Below are 26,004 nucleotides of genomic sequence, written 5' to 3' on the forward strand. Positions count from 1 at the left end.
GTCAGCTTGCTCCCGTCATCACGTCATCGTTCACGATCGTCAGTCGTCCGTCGTCGTCGCGTTCGACATACAGGCTCCGTCGGTACTCGGGCATGCTGTCCGGGAAATCCCGTCGGGTGTGACACCCTCGGCTCTCTCGGCGGTGCGCCGCAGCCAGCACGATCACGTCTGCCGCTGCCGTCAGGGCGGCATCCTCGACCGCTACGCCGTCGACCGGCGGTTCCGACACCACGCCGTGTGCCAGCACGTCCTGTGCCGCCGCAAGACCGGACGCATCGCGGACGACACCGACGTCCGTGGTCATGGTTCGCTGCAGTACCGCGCGATCGATCCGCCGGTACACAGGCAGCGCGGTATCGGACACGGCGACCGTGGTTCCGACCCGCTCCGCGGCGACGAGCGCAGCGCGTTCGCCGACCACCAGACCCTCGAGCAGACTGTTCGACGCCAACCGGTTGGCACCGTGCAGCCCGGTGCGCGCCACCTCACCCGCAGCGAGCAATCCCGAGACGGACGTCCGTCCGAACGTGTCGGTCACGACTCCCCCGCACGAGTAGTGCGCGGCGGGTGCCACGGGGATGAGATCCGTTGCGGGATCGATTCCGGCGTCCAGGCACGATGCCGTCACGGTCGGGAAACGCTCACGCACGTGCTCCACGCGACGGGCGTCCAGCAACACGTGGTCGTCGCCGCTGCGGTACAGCAACTCGGCGATGGCACGCGAGACCACGTCGCGTGGTGCGAGGTCGCCCATGGGGTGAACACCGTCCATGAATGCGCGGCCGGTGGCATCGACCAAGCGGGCACCCTCTCCGCGCACCGCTTCGCTGATCAGCGGGCGACGGCCCGTCGACCCTGCGGCGAACAGCACGGTCGGGTGGAACTGAACGAACTCCAGATCCGCGATCCGTGCGCCCGCATCGAGTGCCAGTGCAATGCCGTCGGCCGTGGCACCGGCCGGGTTGGTACTGCACGAGAACAGTTGTCCCAGGCCGCCTGTCGCGAGCAACACCGTCGGAGTGCGAACGACGCCGACACCGCGAGGCCCGCGCACGAGGAGTCCGGCCACCGCGCCGTCGGTGGTCAGTACACGCAGCGCCGTGGTGTCGAATTCCACCGATGGCACTGCGGAGTCCAGTGTGCGTTGTACCTCCGCTCCGGTGGCATCGCCGCCGGAATGGATGATTCGGCGCACACTGTGGCCACCCTCTCGGGTGCGGGAAACCGAACCGTCGGGCGCACGATCGAAATGTGCGCCGGCGACTTCGAGCGACGCGATCGCCGCGCGGCCGCCGGAGACGATGGAACGCACCGCATCCTCGTCGCACAGGCCCGCGCCTGCTGCGCAGGTATCCGACACGTGCGCATCGATCGAGTCGCCGAGATCGGTGCCGACGACTGCGATTCCGCCCTGCGCATACTTGGTCGCGGTATCGACCGAACTGCCCTTGCTGACCGTCAGCACGCGCAGGCCGCGAGCGGCGGCCGTGCGAGCCGCGGTCAGTCCGGCGATTCCGCCGCCGACGACGACGAGGTCGGCCGCGGTTTCCCAGGCGACCGACGGGTTCACTCGCCGCCGCCGGGTGTGCCGATCTCGATCATGCGTTGCACCGACTTGCTGGCGATGTTCGCCGTTTCGAGGTCGACGTGGACCTCGTCGCGCCCTTCGACGAGGCAGCGCAACAGCGCGGCGGGCGTGATCATCTTCATGTATCCGCACGACGCGCGGTCGTTGACGGCCAAGAAGTCGACATCGGGTGCAGCCCTGCGGAGTTGATGCAGCATCCCGATCTCGGTGGCGACCAGAACCTGCTTGGATTCGGTGGCGCGGGCCGCGTCGAGCATGCCGCCGGTGGAAAGGATCTTGACCTTGTCGGCGGGCACGAATCCTTCGCCGGCGAGGTAGAGAGCCGAGGTGGCGCAACCGCATTCGGGATGCACGTACAGCTCCGCATCGGGGTGGGTCCGAGACTTCTCGGCGAGCTCGTCGCCGTTGATGCCTGCGTGGACGTGGCATTCACCGGCCCAGATGTGCAGATTCTCGCGCCCGGTCACGCGCTTGACATGAGCCCCGAGGAACTGGTCGGGCAGGAAGAGGATGTCGCGGCTCGGATCGATCGATTGCACGACCTCGACCGCGTTGGACGAGGTGCAGCAGATATCGGTGAGCGCCTTGATCTCAGCGGTCGTGTTGACGTAGGAGACGACGACGGCATCCGGGAAGTCTGCTTTCCACTCGCGCAACTGCTCGGCAGTGATCGAGTCGGCGAGCGAGCAACCCGCACGCTGGTCCGGGATCAGGATCGTCTTCTGCGGGCTCAGGATCTTGGCAGTCTCGGCCATGAAGTGCACGCCGCAGAACACGATGGTGTCCTCGGATACCTCGGCGGCCATACGCGAGAGCGCGAGCGAATCACCCACGTGATCGGCAACGTCCTGAATCGCAGGCAGCTGGTAGTTGTGCGCCAGCAGGGTCGCGCCTCGCAGATCGGCGAGCCGTCGCACTTCCGCGGCCCATTCAGCCGACGCGTCGACTCCCCCGTAACCACCGGCTCCATCGACGATGTCGCGGACTCCGGCGAAAGCCGAGTCCAGGAAGTTCACCTGGGTAGCGCTGCTGGTCATGACGGTTCTCCTTCACCGATCATCCGGTCGTCGGTGACCGAATTTCCTCCGAGGGAGTTTTCGACTTATGATCGAAAACATGATTCATCGTAGCACCGTCCACGAAGTACTCATTGCGGTGTTCCAAGTTCGGGTCTTTTCCGACCCCGACACCCCTGAACTGGCGGTCCTGTTGTGGCAGCGTGCACTCGACCCCGAGGCGGGCACCTGGTCACTCCCCGGGGGCACCCTGCGCGACGACGAGAACCTGGCCACGTCCGCGCGGAGACAGCTCGCCGAGAAGGTCGACGTACGCAAGGTGGCACACCTCGAGCAGCTGTCCATCTTCAGCGAGCCCGACAGAGTGCCGGGAGATCGCCGAATCGCGTCGACGTTTCTGGGCCTCGTACCGATCGCGGCCGAGCCGACCCTGCCCGCGGATACGACCTGGTACCCGGTGTCGGAGCTGCCCGCCATGTCGTTCGATCACGGAACGGTCGTCGAGCACGCACGGCATCGACTGGTCGCCAAACTGTCGTACACCAACATCGGATTCGCCCTCGCTCCTGCAGAATTCGCGATTTCGACGCTTCGCGAAATCTACGGCGCAGCCCTCGGCTATCAGGTCGACGCCACCAATCTGCAACGGGTACTGAGCCGCCGCGGCGTCATCGAACCCACCGGACGGCGTGCACCGTCGGGTCGAGCGGGTGGACGGCCTCCAGCATTGTTCCGGTTCGCCGACAACAGCATTCGCGTCACCGACGAGTTCGCGGCATTGCGGCCACCACAGGCATGAACGAGATCCGCCGTCAGTCGGGCACCCGCGAGTCGAACGACGGCGGCGGCGGAGCGACGTCGAATTCGATCTCGTCGAGCTCGGGATCGGAATCGGGGGGCTGCAGATCGTCGTTGGGATTCATCGCCGCGAGCAGCAGTATCACCAACGACGCCGTCAGCGCCTGCACGATCAGTGCCGTTGGCGTGTCGATACTCGGTGCAACCCGGACGATCGATCCGACGGCCGGCTCGTCCGCCCTCGGGAATCGCAGCGCCGCAACGCCGTTGCCCACCAGCACTGCTGCGATCGAGCCGACGAACGACCCGACGAACACGGCCACGAACAGCCGTGGACCCCGCTGGGAAATCCACAGCCACCACCCGATCGGCACGAGAATGCCGAGAGCGAACGAGACGAGGACGAACAGGGCGAGAGCGTCGAATCGATGCAGACTCTCCCCGGTCAGTGTTGCTCCTCTGTCCTGCGCGACGACGAGCAACTGCTGGCTCGGTGCCAGGAATCCCCACAGCAGACCGCCGACGGCGGACAGCGCGATCGTCACACCGCCGACCAGAGCCACAAAGCGAAGCGTTCGACGCCGCTCCGGAGTCTCGACGGCAGACGAGGTCGTCACCTAACGCCTGCCCGTCGCGGCGGAATCGATCAGGCCGTGCCGCGAGCACACCGACGTCCATCCGTCGGGCACGATCTGCACCACCATCCTGCGACCGCACCGGTCGCAGTACCTCGGCGGCTCCAGCCCGAGACCGACGGCAACCGAGAACGACGGTGCCCCCGCATCCGTACCGACCTCGACAGGCCGACCGGTGTGCGGGTCGTACCGGCTCTCGCTCGTCATTCGACCCACCTTAATACGCGCATCAGATCGTCGAGTTCAACGCTTTGATCGGCATCTGCAGTTCCCCGAGAAGATCGAGATCCTCCTCGGCGGGACGACCGAGCGTCGTCAAGTAGTTTCCGACGATGATCGCGTTGATGCCGCCCAGAATTCCCTGCTGAGCTCCGAGATCACCGAGAGTGATCTCGCGGCCGCCCGCGAATCGAAGAATCGTCCGCGGCAGGGCCAGCCGGAAGGCGGCAACGGCTCGCAACGCATCCGATGCAGGCAGCACGTCCAGATCTCCGAACGGCGTTCCGGGACGTGGGTTCAAGAAATTCAGGGGAACCTCGTCGGGTTCGAGAGCGCCGAGATCGGCTGCGAACTCAGCTCGCTGCTCCAGCGTCTCGCCCATACCGAGGATGCCTCCGCAACAGACCTCCATGCCGGCCTCGCGGACCATCCGCAGTGTGTTCCAGCGTTCCTCCCAGGTATGGGTGGTGACCACGTTCGGAAAGTAGGACCGCGAGGTCTCGAGGTTGTGGTTGTAGCGGTGCACACCCATTGCGGCGAGTTGGTCGACCTGATCCTGGTCGAGCATGCCCAGCGAACAAGCGATGTCGATGTCGACCTCGCCGCGAATGGCCTCGATTCCCGCGGCGACCTGCGCGAGCAGTCGAGCGTCCGGACCCCGCACTGCGGCCACGATGCAGAACTCCGTGGCTCCGGTCTTCGCGGTCTGTTTCGCCGCCTCGACCAACGACGGAATATCGAGCCAGGCCGCCCGCACCGGAGAGGCGAACAGGCCCGACTGCGAGCAGAAGTGGCAGTCCTCGGGGCAGCCTCCGGTCTTGAGGCTGACGATCCCCTCGACCTCCACTTCCGGTCCGCACCATCGCATCCGAACCTCGTGCGCCAGTTGCATCGTCTCTTCGAGACGATCCTCTCCGAGCTCGAGTACCTCGAGCACCTGGGATCGATCGAGCGCGATGCCGTTGTCGAGCACCTGCAGGCGCGCCGTACGCAATATGTCCATACCGGTCCCCTCGTCGTCGAACGGTCTCGGAATTGAACACCGTTCAAGTTGAACGGCGTTCACGTTAGGCACCGCACTCGGCTACTGTCAAAGCGAAACACCGCGTCGAACGGCAGGGGTAGGAAGTGCAGCTACGCAGGCAGGACGTCCTGGACGGTGCAATAGCCATTCTCGACGAGTACGGCCTCGCGGATCTGACCATGCGCCGCCTGGCGACCTCACTGCACGTCCAACCCGGAGCGCTGTACTGGCACTTCCCCAACAAGCAGACGCTGCTGGGAGCGATCGCAGATCACATACTGTCCGGTGCCGACGCACCGTCGACGGAAGAACTGTGGGACGCGCAGATCTCGCAGATCGCACATCGACTTCGCGACGCGCTGCTCTCCCGGCGCGACGGAGCCGAACTGGTCGCCTCGACCTACGCCTCGCGGCTCACCACCAACCGCATCCGTGAACGCATCGCCGCGGTCTGCATTCGTGCCGGGTTGCCCAGAGTCGACGCCGAACTGACCGCCGATACGCTGCTGTACTACGTGCTCGGCCATACCGTGGACGAACAGGCTCGGCTCCAGATGGACTCGGCCGGGGCGCTGACCGCCGACGCGTCCCCGATGTTCGAGCGCCCCGATCCCACCAGCAAATTCGACTTCGGTCTCCGACTCTTTCTGGACGGCGTGCGCCACGCCGCGTCCGAACCACGCTCCGTCACGATTCGGTGAACACGACTCGGTCGCGTCCGTTGTCCAGAGTCATCGTGTCGTCTTCTCTGGACCACTTCGGCTTCGAGGACAGAAACTCCGACAGCCACCGATCCTGCTCCATGAGCTCGGCCGGGCACCCCATACGCGTGGCACCCAGGGAATCGACGGTGAGCGTCCCCAGCGAAGTGTCGACGGTGCCGAACAACCTGTTGCATCCGGCTTCGGCCGAGATGCGGTCGTCGGCGAACTCGAGCCGGATCGTCGTACCCGAGACCGGGGTGTAGGAACCGTCGGCATCGACGGAGGTGTAATTCTTGTCTGCCGGGAATTCCCCGTACGAATCGGTGCAGCCCGAGGCCAACACGCTCACGCCACAGGCGAGAGCGAGCAGTGCCCGGCGCGCGTCAGCCACCGAAGATCGGCCCCAGACCGGCCGCACCGGCATTTCCGCGGGAGGCAAACGGGTTGTCGTGCACCATGTACGTCCACGTCGACGTCGGTCGGCGCATACCGGCATTGTCGAGATCGATTCCGTCGGAGGTGATCTCGGCCGACTCGAATGTCGCGTGGGACAGATCCATGGCCTTGGCGGAGACAGTCTTGAAGGCCTCGACCGCAATTCGGTGGTACTCGTCGAGTGGATTCTCGCGACCCAGCGCACGGAGGTGGATGCTCTCGCGCACGTCGGCCAGGTGCGCTAGGTAGTCCGACCACGCGCGGTCGAGGTGGTGAAGAACGATTCGGCGCGCGACCACCACGAGGGTCTCCTCCGACACGTTCTCGCGAAGTTCCTTCGATCGCGTCGGCGACTGCTCCTCGAGCAGAGCCAACGCCTCTCCGGTGTCCAGCAACGCTGCCCTACGACGGTCCAGAATCTCCCGATGCTGCGCCGTCAGTTGGTTGTAGCGCCAGGTACGCGAGTGTATTTCGAGCATCTGTCCTTCGGCGATGCGCTGGGCATGATCGACTCGATCGGCTGCGGCGGCAGAGGTGAACAGGCCGCTGTCGTCGATGCCTTTCGGTGCGTCCTTGTCACCGATGTTGTTCTTGACGACGTCGTCCTCCCAACTGCCGAAGAACACCGAACGGCCCGGGTCGCCCTGCCTGCCCGCACGTCCTCGCAATTGATTGTCGAGCCGCTCGGTGGTGTGGCGGCCGGTGCCGACGACGAACAGCCCACCCAACTCGGCGATGCGGTCGCGGTCGGTCCCCTCCGGTCCCCCGAGCTTGATGTCGGTTCCGCGCCCGGCGATCTGCGTCGAGACGGTGACCGCGCCGTGCACTCCGGCGGCAGCAATGACCGCGGCCTCCTCGGCGTCGTTCTTGGCGTTGAGTACGACGGCGTCCACACCGGATTCCGCGAGGATCGCCGCCAGCGTCTCCGACTCCGCGACATCGTGCGTGCCGACGAGTATCGGTTGCCCGGTCTCGTGAATTTCCTTGACCTGCTGCGCAATTGCGGCATTCTTGTGCTCGACCGTGTCGTACACCCGGTCGACCTCGTCGACCCGCACCGTCGGCACGTTCGGCTCGATGACCGAGACGCCGAGCCCGTAGAACGTACGCAGCTGCTCCCCCGCCGCCATTGCCGTGCCGGTCATTCCACATACGGTGGCATACCGGTTGATCAGCGCCTGCACCGTGATCGTGTCGAGAATTTCACCGGTCTCGGTGGGCTCGAGCCCCTCCTTGATCTCTACGGCCGCCTGTAACCCGTCCGGCCAACGCTGCAAGTCCGCCACTCGGCCACGGGAAGCGTTGATCAGCTGAACACGTCCGTCACGCACGATGTAGTCGACATCGCGTTGCACCAGCACCTGAGCGTGCAGCGCTACATTGACCGCAACGAGGGTCGATCCGACGTGCTGTTCGGAGTAGAGATCGATTCCGCCGAGTTCTTTCTCGAGCCGAAGCGCGCCCTCGTCCGTGAGGAACACATTGCGTCCTTCGGCATCGGTGTCGAAGTCGATCCCCTTGTCCAACAGGCGGACTGCGTCCATCACCGTCGAGGTCGACACGTCACCCGAGACCGAGCCGGCCAACACCAACGGCACCAACGCTTCGTCGACCAACACCGAGTCGGCCTCGTCGATCAGTGCGACATCCGGGATGGGCGACACCAGATCGGCACGATCGTCGACCAAATGGTCACGGAGAACATCGAATCCGACCTCGTTGACCGACGCGTAGGTGATATCGCACGCGTAGGCGTCACGACGTTCCTGCGCCGAGGACGACTCGGCGATGGAACCGACGGTGATACCCAGAGCCTCGAACAGTGGGGCCATCCACCGCGCATCACGTTGTGCGAGAAAGTCGTTGACCGAGATGACGTGAACCCTGCGACCGGACAGAACGTATCCCACCGCAGCCACGGCCCCGGACAACGTCTTTCCTTCGCCGGTCGCCATTTCCACCACGTCACCGGCGAGAAGTCGCTCGGCTCCCAGAAGTTGTACGTCGAACGGTCGCATGCCGAGCGTGCGGTCGCTCGCCTCACGCGTCAACGCCAGGTACCGCGGAACGTCGAGTTTCGATGCGCTCGGGGCCCGCAACGCAGCGGCCTCGGTGACCAATTCGGCGTCCGACAAGCCCGAAGCCCAGCTCGCATGGTCTCCGGCCTGCTCGACGCGCCGACGCGACGCGCTCTGCGCCTTCTGCGCAGAGCGGCCGAGTACACGCCAGAATCGGTCGGAGCCCACAGCCATCTGTCATCCCTACTCGAGAAAGTACGTGATCTTCTTTCCCACAGTACCGAGTGCCGATTGCCCACTACCCCGCGTCGAGCGGCGTTGTCACTGCGATGTCGAGCGGCACAGCCACTGCGATTCTGCGCGAGCGGTAGTAGGACTGGCCCCGGGCGAAGAAGTCTCGGGTCTGCTGCGGGTCGGAGATGGCGGCGCATCCCCCAGCCGTCACGGCCAACGCGGTGATCGCCACTCCGAATATCGAGATCCGAACAGAGCATGGACAAACCGAGGGGTACGTATTAACGTCTTCCACTAATCAACTAGTGAAAGGCTTCTGGTGATCGCCTACCGTATCGATCGTCAGTCCGGCATTCCCACCTATGTCCAACTGATACTGCAGACCAAACAGGCCCTGCGACTGGGAACACTCGCCGTCGGTGACCGACTGCCGACAGCAAAAGAAGTGGTCACGGCGCTGGCCATCAATCCCAACACCGTCCTCAAGGCGTACCGAGAACTCGAACGCGACGGGCTGGTCCAACCACGAACCGGTTCCGGGACGTTCGTCGTCGCCTCGCTCGCAAAACCTGGCATGGCCGAACGATCGGCGCTCGAGACCGAACTCGACCGCTGGATCCGACACTGCACGGCCGCAGGACTGGACAGACCTGACCTCGAAGCCATCGTCACCGCCGCACTCGACAAGCAATTCGACCGAACCGAAAGAGACGAAACATGACCGACGCGGTGCTCACCATGGACGAGGTGGCCAAATCGTTTCGCAGGAAGACCGTCCTCGACGGATGCTCGTTCGCAGTCGAAAGAGGAAGCGTCACAGCGTTGGTCGGCTCCAACGGTGCCGGAAAGTCGACGCTGCTGTCGCTGGCCGTCGGCCTGCTGACACCGGACGGCGGAACCATTCGGGTTCTGGGCGAAAGCGTGACCCAACGCGGAATCTCGCCTGGCCTGTCCTATCTGGCGCAGCACAAGCCCCTCTACCCACACTTCACCGTCGCCGAACTGCTGCGATTCGGCCGAAACACGAACTCGCACTGGGACGATGCGTACGCGAAGGAAATCGTCGACGCCGCCGGAATCGCCACCTCCGCTCGGGTCAAGTCCCTCTCCCCCGGCCACCGCACGCGGATTGCCCTCGCACTGGCACTCGGGCGTCGACCCGAAGTACTGCTGCTCGACGAGCCGCTTGCCGATCTCGATCCGGTCGCTCGCAGGGCGGTGGCACGCACCCTGATGCGCGATGCAGCCGAGAACGGTACGACGATCGTGCTGTCCTCACACGTGCTGTCCGAGCTCGTCGACGTCGCCGACCGGCTGTTGCTGCTACGCGGTGGGCGAATGCGACTCGACGGGGACCTCGACGCCATCACCGCCGACCACTACCTTCTCGCCGGCAGCTCCGACGCCGACCCGTCGGTCGAGGACGGCACCATCGTGTCCGTGGTGTTCGGTTCCGGGGCAACAACATTCGTCGTACAGGGCAAACAACCGACAACGACACCACCGGGGTGGACAGTCGAGAACGCCACCCTCGACGACGTCGTACTCGCCCACCTCGGAACGGAGACCACCTGATGATCTGGGTGACTTGGAGACAATTTCGCGCGACCATCCTGTTCGGGGTGTTGACGCCACTTCTGTTGGCTGCGATCACCATTGCCGTCACGGTGATCGGCGGTGGTGTGATTCCGTCACCGTATCTGCAGAGTTGCCGATCCTTCGATTCGTCCGACTGTGCCGTCGGAAACATGCAGACGATAGCAATACTTTCGGCGATCGTCTTGCCCGTCGTCCTGGGGGCATTCGTCGGGGTGACCGTCTTCTCCCGCGATCTCGAACGTCGCACCCATGTACTCGGTCTGACTCAATCCGTGAGCCGACGACGGTGGTACAGCGTGCGCATTCTCGTCGTGTTCGCACCGATCGTCGGGGCGATGACGGTGCTCGGATGCGTGCTGTTCGCAGCCAAGTACAACACTGCACCCGATACCTTCGCCATGTCCTTCGCGGGGTCGAGCGCATCGCGGTTGGACTTTCCCATCTTCGGAGCCACGGGATTCGTCGCAGGCGCGTACACGGCCGTCGGATTGATGGTCGGTTCGGCATGCGCACTCGCGATGCGGAACACGATCGCTGCGATGATCACGACCGTCATCGTGTCGACTGCATTCCTGGCGCTGCTGCCGACGCAGTTACGCGAGCACTATGCGACTCCACAGGTCGAACGAGTATCGGTGGAACAGAAGGTCGACGACATGTACGGCGGTACTCCGGACTACAGGCCAGGCGACTCGATCAGCTTGTTCCCGCGATGGGAATTCTCTGCGGACTACGTCGACAGCAACGGCAGCCCGGTGTCCGTCGACTTGATGGACTGCAATTGGACCCAGAACTACAGGGATCTGAGCGAATTCGAGACTGTCGCCGAGTACGAGGAGTACTCCGACCGCCAGAGCGTGGAACGTCGCAACATCGAGATCCAGTGCATTCGGGATCAGGGTGCCGAGGCCTACGAGACGCGCTATCACGAGGACAGATCGTTCTGGCGGTTCCAGGCGATCGAGTCGGCGTTGTCGTTGGTGGTTGCCGGGCTTCTCGGCGGCGTGTCACTCCTGCTGCTGCGCAGGCTGCGTCCCTAGGGCAGGTCTGCCGCAGCTACCTCTGCGCTGGAATCCCGAGCGGTTTCCGATTTTCTGATCACAGTGGCCACGAGGGCGGGGAGGCCGAGGACCAGAACCATGATTCCGACTACGAGTGCAGCAGTGGACCACGGCCTGGACACCCCCAGCTGATCGGCCAGGGTGACCGCGCCGACGATGCCGAAGATCCAGGCGAGAAATTCGATTCGGCGAACGCGTCGGGATGTCGGATCCGAGGTTGCCCACCACGCACCGACGGACGAACACGCGAGGGCGCACACGAGCAACCAGTACTCCGCCATCTCGGCCTCCTCGAAGTCGATGGTGTGATCAGGGTAGTTCGCGTGCCGCCCGTCCGTTCACAATTGTGCGACCAGCAGTGGCAGACCCACCGCGGCCGTTGTGCGCCATCGGTGGTCGGCCATGTCGGATACCTCGGTCTCGACCGGGTTGATCTCGACCACGGTTGCGCCCGCACTGCGTGCGACGGCGGGCAGTCCGGCGAACGGGTACACCACGCCCGACGTACCGACCACGAGCACCAGATCTGCAGCGCGCACAGAATTCTCGGCTGCTTCCCACGCCTGTTCGGGCAGCGATTCGCCGAACCACACGGCCCCAGGACGGATGAGTCCGCCGCACCGGGGACAGTCCGGCGGCGGAACACGCTGATCTGCGTCGATCGGAATGTCGTCGTCCAGAATGTCGTTACCCAGAACGTCGGGGTCGTCGAGTTCCGCGCGCACTCCACACTCGCTGCAGTACGGCTCGAAGAGGCTTCCGTGTACGTGTGCGAGCACTGTGGATCCGGCTCGTTCGTGCAGATCGTCGACGTTCTGCGTGGCGATGTCCACCTGCGCTTGCTGCTGCCATTGCGCGACGGCGCGGTGACCGGCGTTGGGTTCGGAACGACGAACCAATGCTGCACGCCACCGGTACCAACCCCACACGAGGTCGCTGTCGGCGAGCCAGCCCTCGGGACTGGCGAGGTCCTTCGGATCGAAGTCCTGCCACAGACCGGTCCGGGCGTCGCGAAACGTTGCAATTCCGGATTCGGCCGACATGCCGGCCCCGGTCAGAACGACGATGCGCGACGCCGATCGTGCGGCGTCCACGATGGGTTGTGGAACGGCGTCGACCGTCTGCTCGTGCGAATGGGTCACACAGCTATTGTGCCAACCGGTGTTCGCTCACGCGCTACCGTGTGGGCATGAGCATCGACACCGATACCCGCACGCGGCGACGCTGGCCCCTGTGGACCGCAGCGGTCACCGCTGTGGTCGTGGTGGTGGCCATCGGTGTTCTGTGGCTCGCCCCGAGTCGCTATCTACCGTGGGACACCGAATCGTTCCCCGAGGTGACCAGCGCCGAGTTGACCGTCGACCAGGCACGTGTGGTGGACCTGCTGCGAGTCGAGCACGAGAAGCAGCGTCCGGGAACCTTCTATGCAGAGGGCGTGGACGAGGCCTGGTGCGCCGACTTCGTCAGCTGGATCATGAAGGAAGCGGGCATGCCGTTGTCGAATCCCAACTCGGGTTCGTGGCGCATTCCCGGCGTCTACACGCTGCAGGAGTATTACCAGCAACAGGGACGGTTCGAGACCGTCGGCAACTACACGCCGTCGGTGGGTGATGTGGTGTTGTACGACAACTCCAGTTGGGTCGGCCAACACACCAACGTCATCGTGGCTGTCGACGGCAGCGAGGCCGTCACCGTGGGCGGGAACGAAGCCGGCAAGATCAGGATTCACACTCTGAATTACGAATCCGACTCGGGTGTAGTCGGATTCGGCCGATTGGCATCCTGAGGGCCGTCATTGCAACGGGGTGCTGGAACGGTCGCCGAGTGATCGCGCCCCTCCGTCTCTCTTCGCTCTGTACAGCAACAGGTCTGCTCGGTCGAAACAGTCGTAGAGGGATTCCCCCGGACGCAATGTCGTGTAACCGGCAGAGAATGTCTGCTCGTCCGGAACGACGGCTGCGAGTTCGGTCAGCACGGTTGCCATCGTCGTCGACCCGGTATCGGGCATCGCGATGGCGAATTCCTCCCCGCCCCACCTGGCGACATACGCTCGTCCTGCAAGCAACTGCATTGCGGCAGTGGAGAACTGGACCAACAGGCGATCGCCGCGGCCGTGTCCGTACTTGTCGTTGAACGACTTGAAGCGATCGAAATCGATCATCGCCATGGCCAGCGACACCTCGACTCCGCGCGGAGTCGTCAACTGAGACAACCGGTCTCGCCAACCGCGCCGATTGAGCAGCCCGGTCAAGGGATCGGTCAGCGCAGCCTCCCGTAGGTCGTCCTCCAACCGCCGCCGGTCGGTGACGTCGTGGACCACCGCCATGGTCCATCGTCGGCCGTCCGGGCCGGGGACCTCACTGGCCGACACCCAACCCCACCGCACTGTGCCGTCGGGATGCAGGTATCGCTTCTCGACGTGTACGGATTCACCACGGGCCTCGGCGTCGTCCATCATCTGTTCCATCGACGCGTGTTGGTCCAGATCGTCGGGGTGGGTGAATTCACGGGAGGATCGGCCCCACAGTAGGTCCCTGGGGCACCCCACGATGGCCGCATACGCCTCGTTCGCGAGTAGCAGCAGTCCGTGTTCGTCGGCAAGTGCCATTCCGACCGTGCTGGCCTCGAACATCTCCCGATACCAGCCATCGGCGTCGACCATGATTGTCCGGTTCACTTCCTCGAACGGTGCGAGCCACATCGATTCACACGACACACCGACGATACGCCGCCGTGGGGGCCCGAACGGTATCCAGCGATCGGTCTTGACCTTGACGCTACGTCAATGTTCACACTGGACGCATGAGAATCGGATCCCTCGCCGATGCCGCCGGAACGACCCCGCGGACGGTGCGCCACTACCACCGACTCGGCTTGCTCTCCGAGCCTCGGCGGCTGTCCAACGGCTACCGCGAGTACACGATCGACGACGTCATTCGGCTGATGCGAATCCGATGGTTGGCCGAGTGCGGAATGCCGCTGGGCGCGATAGCGGCAGTGCTCGACGGAAAAGCGACGGACGAGCCCGACGTGGTCGCGGACCTGCGAGCCTTGCTGGCCGGCATCGAGACCGAGCAGACGGCATTGGCACACAAGCACAGTCGCTTGTCGGCGTTGCTCGACGACGCTGTCGAACGGCGTCCTCTGACCGCGCTCCCACGAGATGTTGCCGCGACGTTCGGGTCCTTGCTCGATGCAGCGGACGAACGGGACCGGCCCGCGCTGATCCGCGAACGCGATCTACTCGAAGTGATGGCAATTTCGGGCCGCGTCCCGGCGGCATTCTTCGAGACGATGTCCGCCGCGCTCGGCGATCACGACCTACGTCGGAGATACCTGGTGTTGCTACGACGCTTCGGTGCCCTCGAGGGCCGAAGCGTCGCCGAATCCGAGGACGACATCGACGCGTTGGCCGACGAGTTGGTGTCCGTACTCGATGTCGAGTCCTTCGCTCAGGCGCCCGAGTCCGCTGCGCTCGGTAGCGACTCGACCGGGCTGCTCGACATCGAGGACATCGTTCCCGACGCGGCCCAACGCGCCGTCGTCCTCCGCACCACAGCTCGTCTGCTCGACGGTGAGCATCCGGCAGGAACATCACAGTGACCCCGGATCGGGGTGCCCGGGTCGGCAGATGGCACGCACTGCTGTTGTGGGCACGCGGCCGCCACGCACCGATCGCGGCCGACTCTGCCGAGTTCACCGCGGTGCGCGGAACGGGTTCGATGCCGTTGATGTTCGATGTTGCCTCTGTCGTCGAGATCGTCGTCGTGCATCTCCTCGTGCCGTGGCTGTGGCTCGATATCGTGCTCGGTGCGCTCTCGGTCGTATCGATCGTTCTGCTGGCGTCGGCCACAGCCGTCGGCCGGGTGCACCCCCATGTCCTCACACCCGAAGCACTCGTCCTGCGCACCTCCGGCGAGGTCGTCACCACGGTGGAGAGATCGACGATCGTTTCGGCCCGACTCCATCGCCGGTTCGGCGTGGTGGCTCCCACTGTCCGCGACGACCGAGCCGTGTTACCGAACCAGGACGGCACGAACGTCGACATCACGTTGTCGACCCGCACCACAGTCGTCGTACCCGCACCCCTACGTCGGTGGCGGGTCGAGGGCACCGCGACGTCCATCGGCGTGTACGTGGACGATCCCGTGGCCCTGGTCGCCGCGTTGTCCTCGGTTCCGGCCGACGGTGGGATGTGAACCCGAACTGCTGCGGGACCGGTGAGACCACGCTGTGAGAAACCGGCGACGAGCTGGGACCGGCACCGCAGTACGGACTCCGAGGAGTGCGTCACCGCGCGTACACGTATTGTTTGCTCAGAACGTCTTCTTGTTTGCGACGAACCTCGGCGTCTGCCGAGCAGCTTCCGAGACGAACACCACCGACCGTGACCGCCCGACCAGTGGTCGATCGACAGCCGGAGCCATTCCCCTTTCATGCAGGTACACCCGAGCGGCACCGATCACGAATCGGCAACCGATTCCGCGGCCCCGAGTTCGGTGTCGGCTCCCGTCGTGCCGCGACCGCCACAGCGCCAGGATCTGAACGGCCTGCGTGGTGTCGCCATCGCTCTGGTGGTCGTGTTCCACATCTGGATGGGTCGGGTGTCGGGCGGAGTCGATGTCTTCCTCACGCTGTCCGGCTTCTTCTTCACTGCGTCGTTGCTTCGATCGGCCGAGGCCGGTGCGAGCCTGAACCCGATCACCCGCATCGTTCGCGTGCTCCGCAGACTCGGACCGCCGCTCGCGCTCACCCTGTTGGCGGTAGCGGCCGCGTCGGTGTTCCTGCTACCGAGGACCCGCTGGGCCGACGTGGGCGACCAACTCGTCTCCGGTGTCTTCTTCTTCGTGAACTGGCAGTTGGCGACGACGGCCAACGACTACCTGGCGGCCGACCCCTCGGTGAGCCCGGTCCAGCACCTGTGGTCCGTCGCGGTGCAATTCCAGTTCTATCTGCTCGCGATTGCCGTCGTGTTCGGTCTGGCGTGGATTCTGCGCACGATGCGACCGGAGGGACCGCGAAGTCTGCGACCACAGACCTTCGCCGTGATCTTCGCCGTCATCGCGGTGTTGTCGTTCGTGTATGCAGCGGACGGTGCTCGACGCCATCAGGCGTGGAACTACTACGACACGGGCGCGCGACTCTGGGAGATCATGCTCGGTGCGGCGGTCGCGGCCACGTTCGCGGCATTCGCCGGCAGAAACACCGGGGCCGATGCCCGCGTGAGTCGGCTGGGATCGACCGCCCGGGGCGCGCTCGCCGCCGGTGCGATGTTCGTCATCGTTGTCTGTGGATTCGTGGTGGACGGCGTGACCGCGTTCCCCGGTCCCCTGGCGCTGATTCCGGTACTGGCCACTGTGGCGCTGATCATCGGAGGCTCGAACACCGTGGTCGCCGCGACGTTGTCCAACCGGTTCTTCGCCTGGGTCGGCTCGATCGCGTTTCCGTTGTACCTGTGGCACTGGCCGCTGTTGATCTTCTACCTGTCGGCCACCGGCAGGACCCACGCGGACATACCCGGCGGACTCGGCATCGTCGGTGCATCGGTCGCACTCGCGTGGCTCACCGTCCGCTTCGTGGAGCGTCCCACGCAGGCCACCACATTCACTCCCGGCCGCATCGCAGTCACGGCCGTCGCCCTCGTTGCTGCCGTGGCGGTGACAGCCGGTTCGGTCGGCTGGAACGCCTACATCGAACGATCGATCTCGGCCGTGCAGGCCGACGAATCGGTCGACGAAGCCACGCACCCGGGGGCGCTGGAATTGACCGACGGCATTCGCGTCGAACCGGCCGAGATGACGCCTCCCCTGTACTCCGCTCCCGAGGATCTTCCCGTCACCACCCTCGAGGGCTGCATCGCGGATTTCGAGACTCGCGACGCGCTGTCCTGTACCTACGGCGACGTCGATGCGGCCCGAACGATCGTGCTGGCGGGGAGCTCACACGCCGAGCACTGGGTGACCGCTCTCGACACTTTGGGGCGGCGGCACGGCTTCAAGGTGGTCACGTTCGTGAAGATGGGGTGCCCGCTCAGCCTGGACACGATGCCGATGCTCGGGCAGAACGAGTACCCGGATTGTCTGGATTGGACCCGGACCGTGCTCGACGACGTCGCATCGATGCAACCGGAATACGTGTTCACCACGGCCACCCGGCCCCGCGACGACTTCCCCGGCGACTTCACCCCGCCCTGGTACGTCTCGGTCTGGCAGCAGTTGATCGCCGACGGTGTCGGCGTCCTCGGTATCAGGGACACCCCGTGGCTCGCGTATCGAGCCATCGACTGCCTGGCCGACGGCGGCTCGGCCACCTCGTGCGGCATCCCGCGAGACGAGGCGCTCGACTCGGTCAACCCCGCTCTGGCGTCCTCGTTCCAGCTGAGCGGATTCTCCGCCCTCGACCTCTCGGACGCGGTGTGCGACGACACCGTCTGTCGCGTCGAGCAGGGGAACGTACTGATCTATCGCGACGAGCATCATCTGACCGCCACCTACGTGCGAACCCTGACCACCGAGCTCGGCCGGCAGCTCGGATCTGCGACCGGCTGGTGGGCCGGACCGTGAGCGGAACGGCTCGCGCTCGGTAAGCCTGGTCCCACCGGTCACAGTAGGGTTGATCCATGCTGCACGACGCCTCCGACGACACGCCCGCCATCGCCGTATGGCCGGGATCCCCTTATCCACTGGGAGCGACCTACGACGGAGCAGGAACCAACTTCGCCTTGTTCTCCGAGGTCGCCGAGGCCGTGGACCTGTGCCTGATCGCCGAGGACGGTACCGAAACTCGTATTCGTTTCGAGGAGTCCGACGGCTACGTGTGGCACGCGTACCTGCCCACGGTCGTGCCGGGACAACGCTACGGCTACCGCGTCCACGGGCCGTGGGATCCGGCTGCCGGACATCGTTGTGATCCCAGCAAGTTGCTGGTCGATCCTTACGGAAAAGCATTCGAGGGGTCGTTCGACGGAGACCGATCGCTCTTCTCCTACAACATCGACATCCCGGCCGCCGAACCCGAGCCCGTGGAGTCCACGGACTCCGCAGCCGCGGATCCACTCGACGCCGACGGCCGGTTCGAGGACGCGGCGGATCTTGCCGATCCGGACGGCGAAATCGTCGACGAGGCCCCGATCGCCCACGACGACGAGCCGAACAACGATTTCCCCCAGCACGATTCGCTGGGGCACACGATGACCACCGTGGTCATCAACCCCTTCTTCGACTGGCAGGCCGACCGCGCGCCGAAGAGGCCGTATCACGAGACGGTGATCTACGAGGCCCACGTCAAGGGCATGACGATCACCCATCCGGACATCCCCGAGGCCGAGCGCGGCACCTATGCCGGTCTGGCACATCCGGTGATCATCGAGCATCTGCAGCACCTGGGCGTCACCGCGATCGAGCTGATGCCGGTGCACCAGTTCATGCAGGACCAGGTACTTCTGGACAAGGGACTGCGAAACTACTGGGGCTACAACACCTTCGGATTCCTCGCGCCTCATGCGGAGTATTCCTCGCATCAGTCGCCCGGTGCCGCGGTGACCGAATTCAAGGCGATGGTCCGTTCGTTCCACGCCGCCGGCATCGAGGTGATCCTCGACGTGGTCTACAACCACACCGCCGAGGGAAACCACATGGGCCCCACCATCAGCTTCCGCGGCATCGACAACGCGGCCTACTACCGACTGGTCGACGGCGATCTCGAGCACTACATGGACTACACCGGGACGGGCAACAGTCTCAATGCTCGACACCCGCACACGCTGCAGCTCATCATGGACTCGCTGCGCTACTGGGTCACCGAGATGCACGTCGACGGATTCAGATTCGACCTCGCATCCACCCTGGCCCGTGAACTGCACGACGTGGATCGGTTGAGCGCGTTCTTCGATCTGGTGCAACAGGACCCGGTCGTGAGCCAGGTGAAGCTGATCGCCGAGCCGTGGGATGTCGGCGAGGGCGGATACCAGGTGGGCAACTTCCCCGGTCTGTGGACCGAGTGGAACGGCAAGTACCGCGACACCGTTCGCGACTACTGGCGCGGTGAGCCCGCGACGCTGGGCGAGTTCGCGTCGCGTCTGACCGGATCGTCGGATCTCTACGAGGCGACGGGCCGTCGCCCCGGTGCCAGCATCAACTTCGTCATCGCACACGACGGCTTCACCCTCAACGACCTGGTCTCGTACAACGACAAGCACAACGAGGCCAACGGCGAGGACAACAACGACGGCGAGAGCCACAACCGGTCGTGGAACTGCGGCGTCGAAGGTCCGACCGACGATCCCGAGATCCTCGATCTGCGTGCCCGCCAGATTCGCAACATCATGGCCACGCTGCTGCTCAGCCAAGGCACGCCGATGATCGCGCACGGCGACGAACTCGGCCGAACTCAGCAGGGCAACAACAACGTCTACTGCCAGGATTCGGAACTGGCGTGGATGGATTGGTCCCTGGCCGAGACCAACGCCGACCTGATCGAGTTCACCCGCAACGCAATTGCGCTGCGCAACGAGCACCCGGTGTTTCGCCGTCGCCGATTCTTCGAGGGCAGGCCCATCCGATCGGGCGAACAGGCACGTGACATCGCCTGGCTCACCCCCGCAGGCGAGGAGATGACTCCCGAGGACTGGGACAGCGGTTTCGGCAAATCGCTCACCGTGTTCCTCAACGGTGAGGGCATTCCCGAGCCGAATCAGCGCGGGGAGCGGGTGGTCGACGACTCGTTCCTGTTGTGCTTCAACGCACATCACGAGACGATCGAATTCGTCACTCCGGACGGAAACTACGCCAAGGAATGGACGGTCGCCCTCGATACGGCAGCGCGCACGGGAGCGGGTGAGAAATCGATCGAAGCGGGTACACCGGTGGAGGTCACCGCTCGATCCCTACTCGTTCTACGAAAGACTGCCTGACTCATGCCGCTGCCCACCAGCACATACCGGTTACAACTGCGGGGCGATGCCTTCACCCTGGCCGACGCCTCGGACGTGGTCGACTACCTGCACGACCTCGGAGTGAGCCATCTCTATCTCTCGCCGATACTGACCGCAACCGACGGTTCGACGCACGGGTACGACGTCACCGACACCTCGACCGTCTCCGCCGCCCTCGGCGGGCGAGATGCATTGACCCGCTTGCACTCTCGGGCTGCCGAGGTGGGCATGGGGATCATCGTCGACATCGTCCCCAACCACGTCGGGGTGGAGGATCCACGACAGAACGCGTGGTGGTGGGACGTTCTGCGGCGCGGTCGTGACTCGGAGTTCGCCACCTACTTCGACATCGACTTCGCAGCCGACAACGGAGTGGACGGCAAGATCGCCATCCCCGTGCTCGGCAGCGCGAGCGATGTCGCCGAGCTCACCGTCGACCGCTCCGAGGACGAGCCTCTACTGGCGTTCTACGAGCACCGCTTCCCCATCGCCGACGGTACCGACGGCGACGACGCCCAGGCCGTGCACGACCGTCAGGCCTACCGCCTCGTCAGTTGGTCCGCCGGGCTGATCGGCTACCGGCGCTTCTTCTCGGTGAACGGCCTGGCCGGTGTCCGGCAGGAAGACCTCGACGTCTTCACCGACTCGCATCGCCAGGTGGCGAGCTGGATCGAGGACGGGCTGATCGACGGTTTGCGCGTCGATCACCCCGACGGCTTGGCCGATCCTGCCGGATATCTGACCGAACTGCGCGGGCTGCTCGGTCCCGACCGCTGGCTGGTGATCGAGAAGATCTTGGCCGACGGCGAACCGTTGGACGAGTCGCTGCCCGTCGACGGCACGACAGGGTACGACGCGTTGGCGGCCGTGGGCGGGATATTCGTCGACCCGGAAGGGGCGCCGGCACTGACCGCGCTGTCCCAGGTGCGCTCCGGCATCGCCTACGACGACGAGACGTTGCACGAGACAGAGCTCGATCTCAAGACCGCTGTCGCGCGCGGCGACCTGTCCCCCGAGGTGCGACGCCTCGCCCGCGCCGTGGTTCGTGAATCGGGTACCTCCATCGAGCTCGAATCGGTGATCGACGCCATCGTCGCCGTTGTTGCCGCAGTTCCGGTGTACCGCACCGACTACGCGCCGCTGGCCGGTGTGCTTCCGGGTGTCGTCGCCGCCATCGGTGAAGAGCAGCCGGAACTGGCCGGCGGTCTCGACGCTCTGACAACCGCCCTGATCGCCGGTACCGAATCCCCCGTGCGTTTCGATCAGGTGTGCGGTGCCGTCACGGCCAAGGGCGTCGAGGACTGCCTGTTCTACCGCGCCAACCGGTTGATCTCGCTGCAGGAGGTCGGCGGCGATCCCGCTCGGTTCGGTTGCAGCCCAGCGTACTTCCATCTGAAGAACGCCGACCGCGCGAAGCGCTGGCCCGCCGCGATGACGACACTGTCCACACACGACACCAAACGCGGTGAGGACGTGCGGGCGCGTATCGGCGTGCTCTCGCAGACGCCGGAGCTGTGGGCCCGGTCGATCGCCGATTGGGAGGAGCTGGCCCCGAGCCCCGACGGCACCATGGGGATGTTCTTGTGGCAGAACGTCTTCGGTGTCTGGCCGGTCGACGGGGTGATCACCTCGACCCTGCGGGAACGGCTACACGCCTACGCCGAGAAGGCCATTCGCGAGGCCGCTCTCCGTACCACGTGGACCGATCCGGACGAGGAGTTCGAGACTGCCGTTCACAACTGGCTCGACGCAATTCTCGACGGTCCGGTGGCGCGTTCGATGACGATGCTCGTCGAAAAGCTTTCGCCCCATGGACACTCCGATGCACTCGGGCAGAAGTTGCTCACACTCGTCGGTCCCGGAATCCCGGATGTGTATCAGGGCACCGAGTTGTGGGAGGACTCGCTCGTCGACCCCGACAACCGCAGACCCGTCGACTACTCGGTACGCCGGTCCGTTCTGGCCGGACTGAACGGATCCGCGCCGTCGGTCGATACCGGTGCTGCGAAATTGGCCGTGGTTCGTTCCGCGCTGACGGTACGACGCGAACGGCCTGCGAGCTTCGTCGGCGGTAGTTACACGCCGATCGTCGCGGACGGGGCCGCGGCCGAGCATGTCGTCGGATTTGCCCGAGGTCCGTTGCCCGGCAACTCCGATGTGGTTGCGCTGGCCACGAGGCTGTCCCTCGGTGTGGCCGAGACAGGGTGGGGCGAGACGACCGTGACGCTGCCCAACGGTCGGTGGCGCGACCGCATCACCGACGTCGAACACAGCGGGACCGTTGCGGTCGCCGAGCTGTTCGCCTCCCTGCCGGTTGCACTTCTGGTGCGCAACAACGAAGGAGAGTCAGCACGATGACATCCTCGACCACTACATCCCCGGCCACGACATCTTCGGCCACCACCCGTGAATTCGCAGTATGGGCACCGACCCCGGAACGAGTACGGCTGCAACTGGACGACGCGGTCCACGACATGGAGCAATCCTCGGACGGCTGGTGGCGAGCAGAGGTGGCCGCCGCCGCGGACAGTCGCTACGGATTCCTCCTCGACGACGCCGAGAAGGCGCTGCCGGATCCACGCTCGCCTCGGCAACCCGACGGTGTGCACGAATTGTCCCAGGTGTTCGAGGTCGATCCGTCGTTGTGGACCGATTCCGCATGGACCGGTCGTCAACTCCCCGGATCGTCGATCTACGAACTCCACATCGGCACCTTCACTCGCGAGGGAACGTTCGACGCGGCGATCGACAAGCTCGATCACCTCGTCGACCTCGGCGTATCTTTCGTCGAGATCATGCCGGTCAACGGATTCAACGGCGTGCACAACTGGGGCTACGACGGCGTCCTCTGGTACACCGTGCACGAGGCCTACGGTGGCCCGGAAGGGTTGCAGCGCTTGGTCGATGCATGCCACGGCCGCGGGATCGGTGTCGTTCTCGACGTCGTCTACAACCATCTCGGCCCGTCCGGCAACTACCTGGAACGCTTCGGTCCCTACATGACCGAAGGGGCCAACAGCTGGGGCCAGGCGATCAACTATGCCGATGCAGACTCGGGCGAGGTGCGGCGCTACGCCCTGGACAACGCGTTGCGCTGGTTCTCCGAGTTCCACATCGACGCGTTGCGTCTCGACGCGGTGCACGCCATCGTCGACCACACCGCTGTGCATCTCCTCGAGCAGCTCTCGATCGAAACGCGCACCCTGTCAGCGCATCTCGGCCGTCCACTCACTCTGATCGCCGAGAGCGACCTGAACGATCCGTCGCTGATCACGGCGCGGTCGGGTGGCGGCTACGGACTCGACGCACAGTGGGACGACGACATTCACCACGCGATCCATGCTGCGGTCTCCGGCGAACGGCAGGGCTACTACGGCGACTTCGGGTCGTTGCAGGGCCTGGCGAACACGGTGCGGCAGGGCTTCTTTCATGCCGGAACGTACTCCAGCTTCCGCGGCCGAATCCACGGGCGACCATTGGACACCCGCCGCATTCCCGCCAGCTCTCTGGTGGCCTACACGACCACCCATGATCAAGTCGGTAACCGTGCGATCGGAGATCGCCCCGGCTTCTACCTCTCCCCCGGACAGCTCGCGATCAAGGCAGCTCTGGTACTCACCTCGCCCTACACTCCGATGCTGTTCATGGGCGAGGAATGGGGAGCGTCGACTCCGTTCCAGTTCTTCACCTCGCACCCCGAACCCGAGCTCGGCAAGGCCACGGCGGAAGGACGCAAAGCCGAGTTCGCCGAACACGGGTGGGACAAGAGCGACATCCCCGACCCACAGGATCCCGAGACGTTCACACGATCGAAATTGAATTGGTCGGAACTGGGCGACGGCGACCATGCCCGACTGTTGGCCGTCTATCGAGACCTACTGGCCCTGCGCCGCGAGCGGACCGAACTGACCGACCCGTGGCTCGACCACGTCAAGGTCGAGTACGACGAGGACGCCCAGTGGATCGCGATTCGCCGCGGCCGCGTCAGCGTGGTGTGCAATCTGTCCGAGTCCGCGGTGACGGTGCCGGTCGGCGGCTCCACACTGCTCGAGTGGGAGCCGACGACCTCGAACGACACCGGGTCTGCCACCACGGTTCCCGGTCACTCCTTCGCGGTACTCGAATCCTGACGAACCCGTAGGTTCACCAGCACGAACACGGCGGTGACCGCAAGGACCACCGCGGTGGCGACGGCCGCAACGTGCATGCCCGAGACGAACGCGGTGTGCGCGGAGTCCAGGAGGACCGTCGCCACCGAGTCCGGTAGTTCACGGGCCACCGCGTCGGCGCCGCCGAGCGTTTCGGCTGCTCTGGCACCGAGCTCGGGTGTGAGCTGCGAGGTATCGATGCCGCGTCGGAAGATGGCCATGACGACCGTGCCGAGGATCGCCACTCCCAGCGCGATGCCCAACTCGTACGCGGTTTCCGACACCGCGGACGCAGCCCCGGCTCGTTCGGGTTCGACGGCGCTGACCACCAGGTCGGACGTCAGAGTGAGCGCGAAGCCGACGCCGGCACCCACCAGGACGAATCCGGCGATGAACAACGCCGGGCTGGTGTCGGTACCGAGACCGACCAGGATGCCCGCGCCCGCAGCGGCAGCGATCATGCCTGCGCCGAGGACCGTGCCTGCGGTGAAGTACCGAACCAGAACCGCCGCGAGCAATGAGGTCACGATGCTGGCGGCCGTGCCCGGCAGCAACAGCAGTCCGGCTTCGAGCGGGCTGTTGCCCAGGACGAGCTGCAGGTACTGCGAACCGAAGAACAGCACGCCGGCGAGTGCGAACACGGACAGGAAGTTCGTCGCCACACCCGTCGAGAAGGCACGGTTGGCGAACAGCCGGATGTCGATCATCGGGGCGTCCAGAATTCGCTGCCGCCGCACGAACACCACACCGGCGATCATGCCGACGACGGCGGAGACCACGTAGGCCGGGTGAAGGCCGTGCGCTGCGATCTCCTTGACCGCGAACACGATCGGAACGATAGCGAGCATCGACAACGCCGAGCTGGGGAGGTCGAAACGGCCCGGGTTCGGATCCTTGGACTCGGGAATCACCAACGGCCCCAGCGCGATCAGCGCGATCATGACGGGAATGTTGATGAGAAACACCGAGCCCCACCAGAAATGCTCGAGCAACCACCCGCCCACGAGCGGACCGGCGGCCGCGCCGCCGCCCGCCATGGCGCCCCAGACGCCGATAGCCGTCACCCGTTGGCGCGGATCGAGGAAGATCGTGCGAATCAAGCCGAGAGTGGCGGGCATCAAGGTCGCGCCGGAGATACCCTGCAGAACTCGCGCCGCGATGAGCATCTCCGGGCTGGTCGAGACAGCCGCAACGAGAGAGGCGATTCCGAAGCCCGCGGCTCCGATCAGCAGTAGGCGACGCCGACCGATCCGGTCACCGAGCGTGCCCATCGTGATGAGCAAGCCGGCCAGTACGAACGAGTACACGTCGATGATCCACAGCAGCTGATTGCTCGACGGTGCCAGATCGGCGCTGATGAACGGCAGGGCGAGATCGAGCACGGTTCCATCGACCGCGATGAGAAGTACGGCAAACGCGAGCACCACCAACCCGAGCCAGTCGCGCGCGGTGGCCCTGGAGGCCGATCCGCCGTTGATCTCGTGCACCGCACCGGTCCGCACGTCGCTCACCATGACTCCATTTCGCCCGCCCGGTCCGCGACCGGGCACATTCTCGACACCAACCGTCCAGCCGGTACAGCTCTGAAGACTA

24 protein-coding genes are annotated in these 26,004 nt (G+C 65.0%); 12 read left to right on the forward strand and 12 right to left on the reverse strand.

The genetic code is table 11. The features are described 5' to 3' along the window. Position 1: 1 nt before the first annotated feature. Complete coding sequence (locus tag CH281_RS16400; protein WP_032387817.1) at positions 2-1,570, reverse strand: L-aspartate oxidase; 1,569 nt, start codon at positions 1,568-1,570, stop codon at positions 2-4. Next, on the reverse strand, positions 1,567-2,625 hold the full coding sequence (gene nadA, locus CH281_RS16405; protein WP_048318691.1) for a quinolinate synthase NadA: 1,059 nt from the start codon (positions 2,623-2,625) through the stop codon (positions 1,567-1,569). Before nadA ends, CH281_RS16400 begins: the two co-directional genes overlap by 4 nt. Before the next feature lie 79 nt (positions 2,626-2,704). On the opposite strand from nadA, the gene CH281_RS16410 reads away from it, so the two are divergent. Next, positions 2,705-3,403, forward strand: coding sequence for an NUDIX hydrolase (locus tag CH281_RS16410; protein ID WP_032406822.1), 699 nt, complete (start codon positions 2,705-2,707; stop codon positions 3,401-3,403). A gap of 13 nt (positions 3,404-3,416) precedes the next feature. On the opposite strand, the gene CH281_RS16415 is transcribed toward CH281_RS16410, so the two are convergent. Genes CH281_RS16415 through bioB form a run of 3 tightly spaced genes read right to left on the reverse strand, consistent with a single transcriptional unit; the run spans position 3,417 to position 5,259 of the window. Next, complete coding sequence (locus tag CH281_RS16415) at positions 3,417-4,019, reverse strand: DUF2567 domain-containing protein (protein ID WP_094621171.1); 603 nt, start codon at positions 4,017-4,019, stop codon at positions 3,417-3,419. Next, the gene (bsaP, locus tag CH281_RS16420) at positions 4,020-4,244 is read right to left on the reverse strand and encodes a biotin synthase auxiliary protein BsaP (protein WP_032382834.1); all 225 of its coding nucleotides are present in this window, start codon (positions 4,242-4,244) and stop codon (positions 4,020-4,022) included. Positions 4,245-4,266: 22 nt separating this feature from the next. Beyond that, on the reverse strand, positions 4,267-5,259 hold the full coding sequence (bioB, locus tag CH281_RS16425) for a biotin synthase BioB (RefSeq protein ID WP_032370319.1): 993 nt from the start codon (positions 5,257-5,259) through the stop codon (positions 4,267-4,269). 125 nt (positions 5,260-5,384) lie between these two features. Between bioB and CH281_RS16430 the strand changes: the two genes are divergently transcribed. Next, positions 5,385-5,981 (forward strand): TetR/AcrR family transcriptional regulator C-terminal domain-containing protein, encoded by a 597-nt coding sequence (locus tag CH281_RS16430; protein WP_094694848.1) that lies wholly within the window; start codon positions 5,385-5,387, stop codon positions 5,979-5,981. Here the strand turns inward: CH281_RS16430 and CH281_RS16435 are convergent. The 3 genes from CH281_RS16435 to CH281_RS26935 all read right to left on the reverse strand — a co-directional run bounded on the left by CH281_RS16435 (position 5,968) and on the right by CH281_RS26935 (position 8,903). Further along, positions 5,968-6,375 carry an META domain-containing protein gene (locus CH281_RS16435; RefSeq protein WP_052074051.1) on the reverse strand — a complete coding sequence of 136 codons (408 nt, stop codon included), beginning with the start codon at positions 6,373-6,375 and terminating at the stop codon, positions 5,968-5,970. The genes CH281_RS16430 and CH281_RS16435 overlap by 14 nt on opposite strands. Further along, positions 6,368-8,671: an accessory Sec system translocase SecA2 gene (gene secA2 / locus CH281_RS16440; protein WP_094694850.1), complete on the reverse strand. Its 2,304-nt coding sequence runs from the start codon at positions 8,669-8,671 to the stop codon at positions 6,368-6,370. The genes CH281_RS16435 and secA2 overlap by 8 nt, the downstream gene beginning before the upstream one ends. A gap of 64 nt (positions 8,672-8,735) precedes the next feature. Then, positions 8,736-8,903: a hypothetical protein gene (locus tag CH281_RS26935; RefSeq protein ID WP_155288449.1), complete on the reverse strand. Its 168-nt coding sequence runs from the start codon at positions 8,901-8,903 to the stop codon at positions 8,736-8,738. Between the two features lie 87 nt (positions 8,904-8,990). Here CH281_RS26935 and CH281_RS16445 point away from each other — a divergent pair, with 87 nt between their 5' ends. Genes CH281_RS16445 through CH281_RS16455 form a run of 3 tightly spaced genes read left to right on the forward strand, consistent with a single transcriptional unit; the run spans position 8,991 to position 11,310 of the window. Further along, the gene (locus tag CH281_RS16445; RefSeq protein ID WP_027497311.1) at positions 8,991-9,392 is read left to right on the forward strand and encodes a GntR family transcriptional regulator; all 402 of its coding nucleotides are present in this window, start codon (positions 8,991-8,993) and stop codon (positions 9,390-9,392) included. After that, positions 9,389-10,246 carry an ABC transporter ATP-binding protein gene (locus CH281_RS16450; protein WP_094694852.1) on the forward strand — a complete coding sequence of 286 codons (858 nt, stop codon included), beginning with the start codon at positions 9,389-9,391 and terminating at the stop codon, positions 10,244-10,246. The genes CH281_RS16445 and CH281_RS16450 overlap by 4 nt, the downstream gene beginning before the upstream one ends. Continuing rightward, a complete protein-coding gene (locus tag CH281_RS16455; RefSeq protein WP_052074052.1) occupies positions 10,246-11,310 on the forward strand; it encodes an ABC transporter permease in 1,065 nt (354 codons plus the stop codon). Before CH281_RS16450 ends, CH281_RS16455 begins: the two co-directional genes overlap by 1 nt. Here the strand turns inward: CH281_RS16455 and CH281_RS16460 are convergent. After that, on the reverse strand, positions 11,307-11,612 hold the full coding sequence (locus CH281_RS16460) for a hypothetical protein (RefSeq protein ID WP_094694855.1): 306 nt from the start codon (positions 11,610-11,612) through the stop codon (positions 11,307-11,309). The genes CH281_RS16455 and CH281_RS16460 overlap by 4 nt on opposite strands. A gap of 57 nt (positions 11,613-11,669) precedes the next feature. Beyond that, positions 11,670-12,374, reverse strand: coding sequence for an SIR2 family NAD-dependent protein deacylase (locus CH281_RS16465; protein ID WP_373453885.1), 705 nt, complete (start codon positions 12,372-12,374; stop codon positions 11,670-11,672). 146 nt (positions 12,375-12,520) lie between these two features. Between CH281_RS16465 and CH281_RS16470 the strand changes: the two genes are divergently transcribed. Beyond that, positions 12,521-13,117, forward strand: a complete 597-nt coding sequence (locus tag CH281_RS16470) for a CHAP domain-containing protein (protein ID WP_094694860.1) — start codon at positions 12,521-12,523, stop codon at positions 13,115-13,117. Positions 13,118-13,123: 6 nt separating this feature from the next. On the opposite strand, the gene CH281_RS16475 is transcribed toward CH281_RS16470, so the two are convergent. Next, a complete protein-coding gene (locus CH281_RS16475) occupies positions 13,124-14,032 on the reverse strand; it encodes a sensor domain-containing diguanylate cyclase (protein ID WP_032370312.1) in 909 nt (302 codons plus the stop codon). A 101-nt stretch (positions 14,033-14,133) separates the two neighbouring features. Between CH281_RS16475 and CH281_RS16480 the strand changes: the two genes are divergently transcribed. From CH281_RS16480 to treZ, 6 genes are all read left to right on the forward strand, one after another. Next, positions 14,134-14,934 carry a MerR family transcriptional regulator gene (locus CH281_RS16480; RefSeq protein WP_094694863.1) on the forward strand — a complete coding sequence of 267 codons (801 nt, stop codon included), beginning with the start codon at positions 14,134-14,136 and terminating at the stop codon, positions 14,932-14,934. Beyond that, positions 14,931-15,530 (forward strand): hypothetical protein, encoded by a 600-nt coding sequence (locus CH281_RS16485; RefSeq protein WP_094694865.1) that lies wholly within the window; start codon positions 14,931-14,933, stop codon positions 15,528-15,530. Before CH281_RS16480 ends, CH281_RS16485 begins: the two co-directional genes overlap by 4 nt. A 237-nt stretch (positions 15,531-15,767) precedes the next feature. Next, positions 15,768-17,894, forward strand: coding sequence for an acyltransferase family protein (locus CH281_RS16490; RefSeq protein ID WP_032387825.1), 2,127 nt, complete (start codon positions 15,768-15,770; stop codon positions 17,892-17,894). 56 nt (positions 17,895-17,950) lie between these two features. Further along, positions 17,951-20,242, forward strand: a complete 2,292-nt coding sequence (glgX, locus tag CH281_RS16495; protein WP_032387826.1) for a glycogen debranching protein GlgX — start codon at positions 17,951-17,953, stop codon at positions 20,240-20,242. Between the two features lie 3 nt (positions 20,243-20,245). Further along, on the forward strand, positions 20,246-22,621 hold the full coding sequence (treY, locus tag CH281_RS16500) for a malto-oligosyltrehalose synthase (RefSeq protein WP_094694867.1): 2,376 nt from the start codon (positions 20,246-20,248) through the stop codon (positions 22,619-22,621). Further along, positions 22,618-24,393 (forward strand): malto-oligosyltrehalose trehalohydrolase, encoded by a 1,776-nt coding sequence (gene treZ / locus CH281_RS16505; protein WP_094694869.1) that lies wholly within the window; start codon positions 22,618-22,620, stop codon positions 24,391-24,393. Before treY ends, treZ begins: the two co-directional genes overlap by 4 nt. Here treZ and CH281_RS16510 read toward each other — a convergent pair. Beyond that, positions 24,366-25,922 carry an MFS transporter gene (locus tag CH281_RS16510; RefSeq protein ID WP_256983634.1) on the reverse strand — a complete coding sequence of 519 codons (1,557 nt, stop codon included), beginning with the start codon at positions 25,920-25,922 and terminating at the stop codon, positions 24,366-24,368. The two genes, treZ and CH281_RS16510, sit on opposite strands and share 28 nt — an antisense overlap. Between the last annotated feature and the right edge of the window lie 82 nt (positions 25,923-26,004).

The sequence above is a fragment of the Rhodococcus sp. 06-221-2 genome, from assembly GCF_002258365.1.
Lineage (GTDB): Bacteria > Actinomycetota > Actinomycetes > Mycobacteriales > Mycobacteriaceae > Rhodococcoides > Rhodococcoides fascians.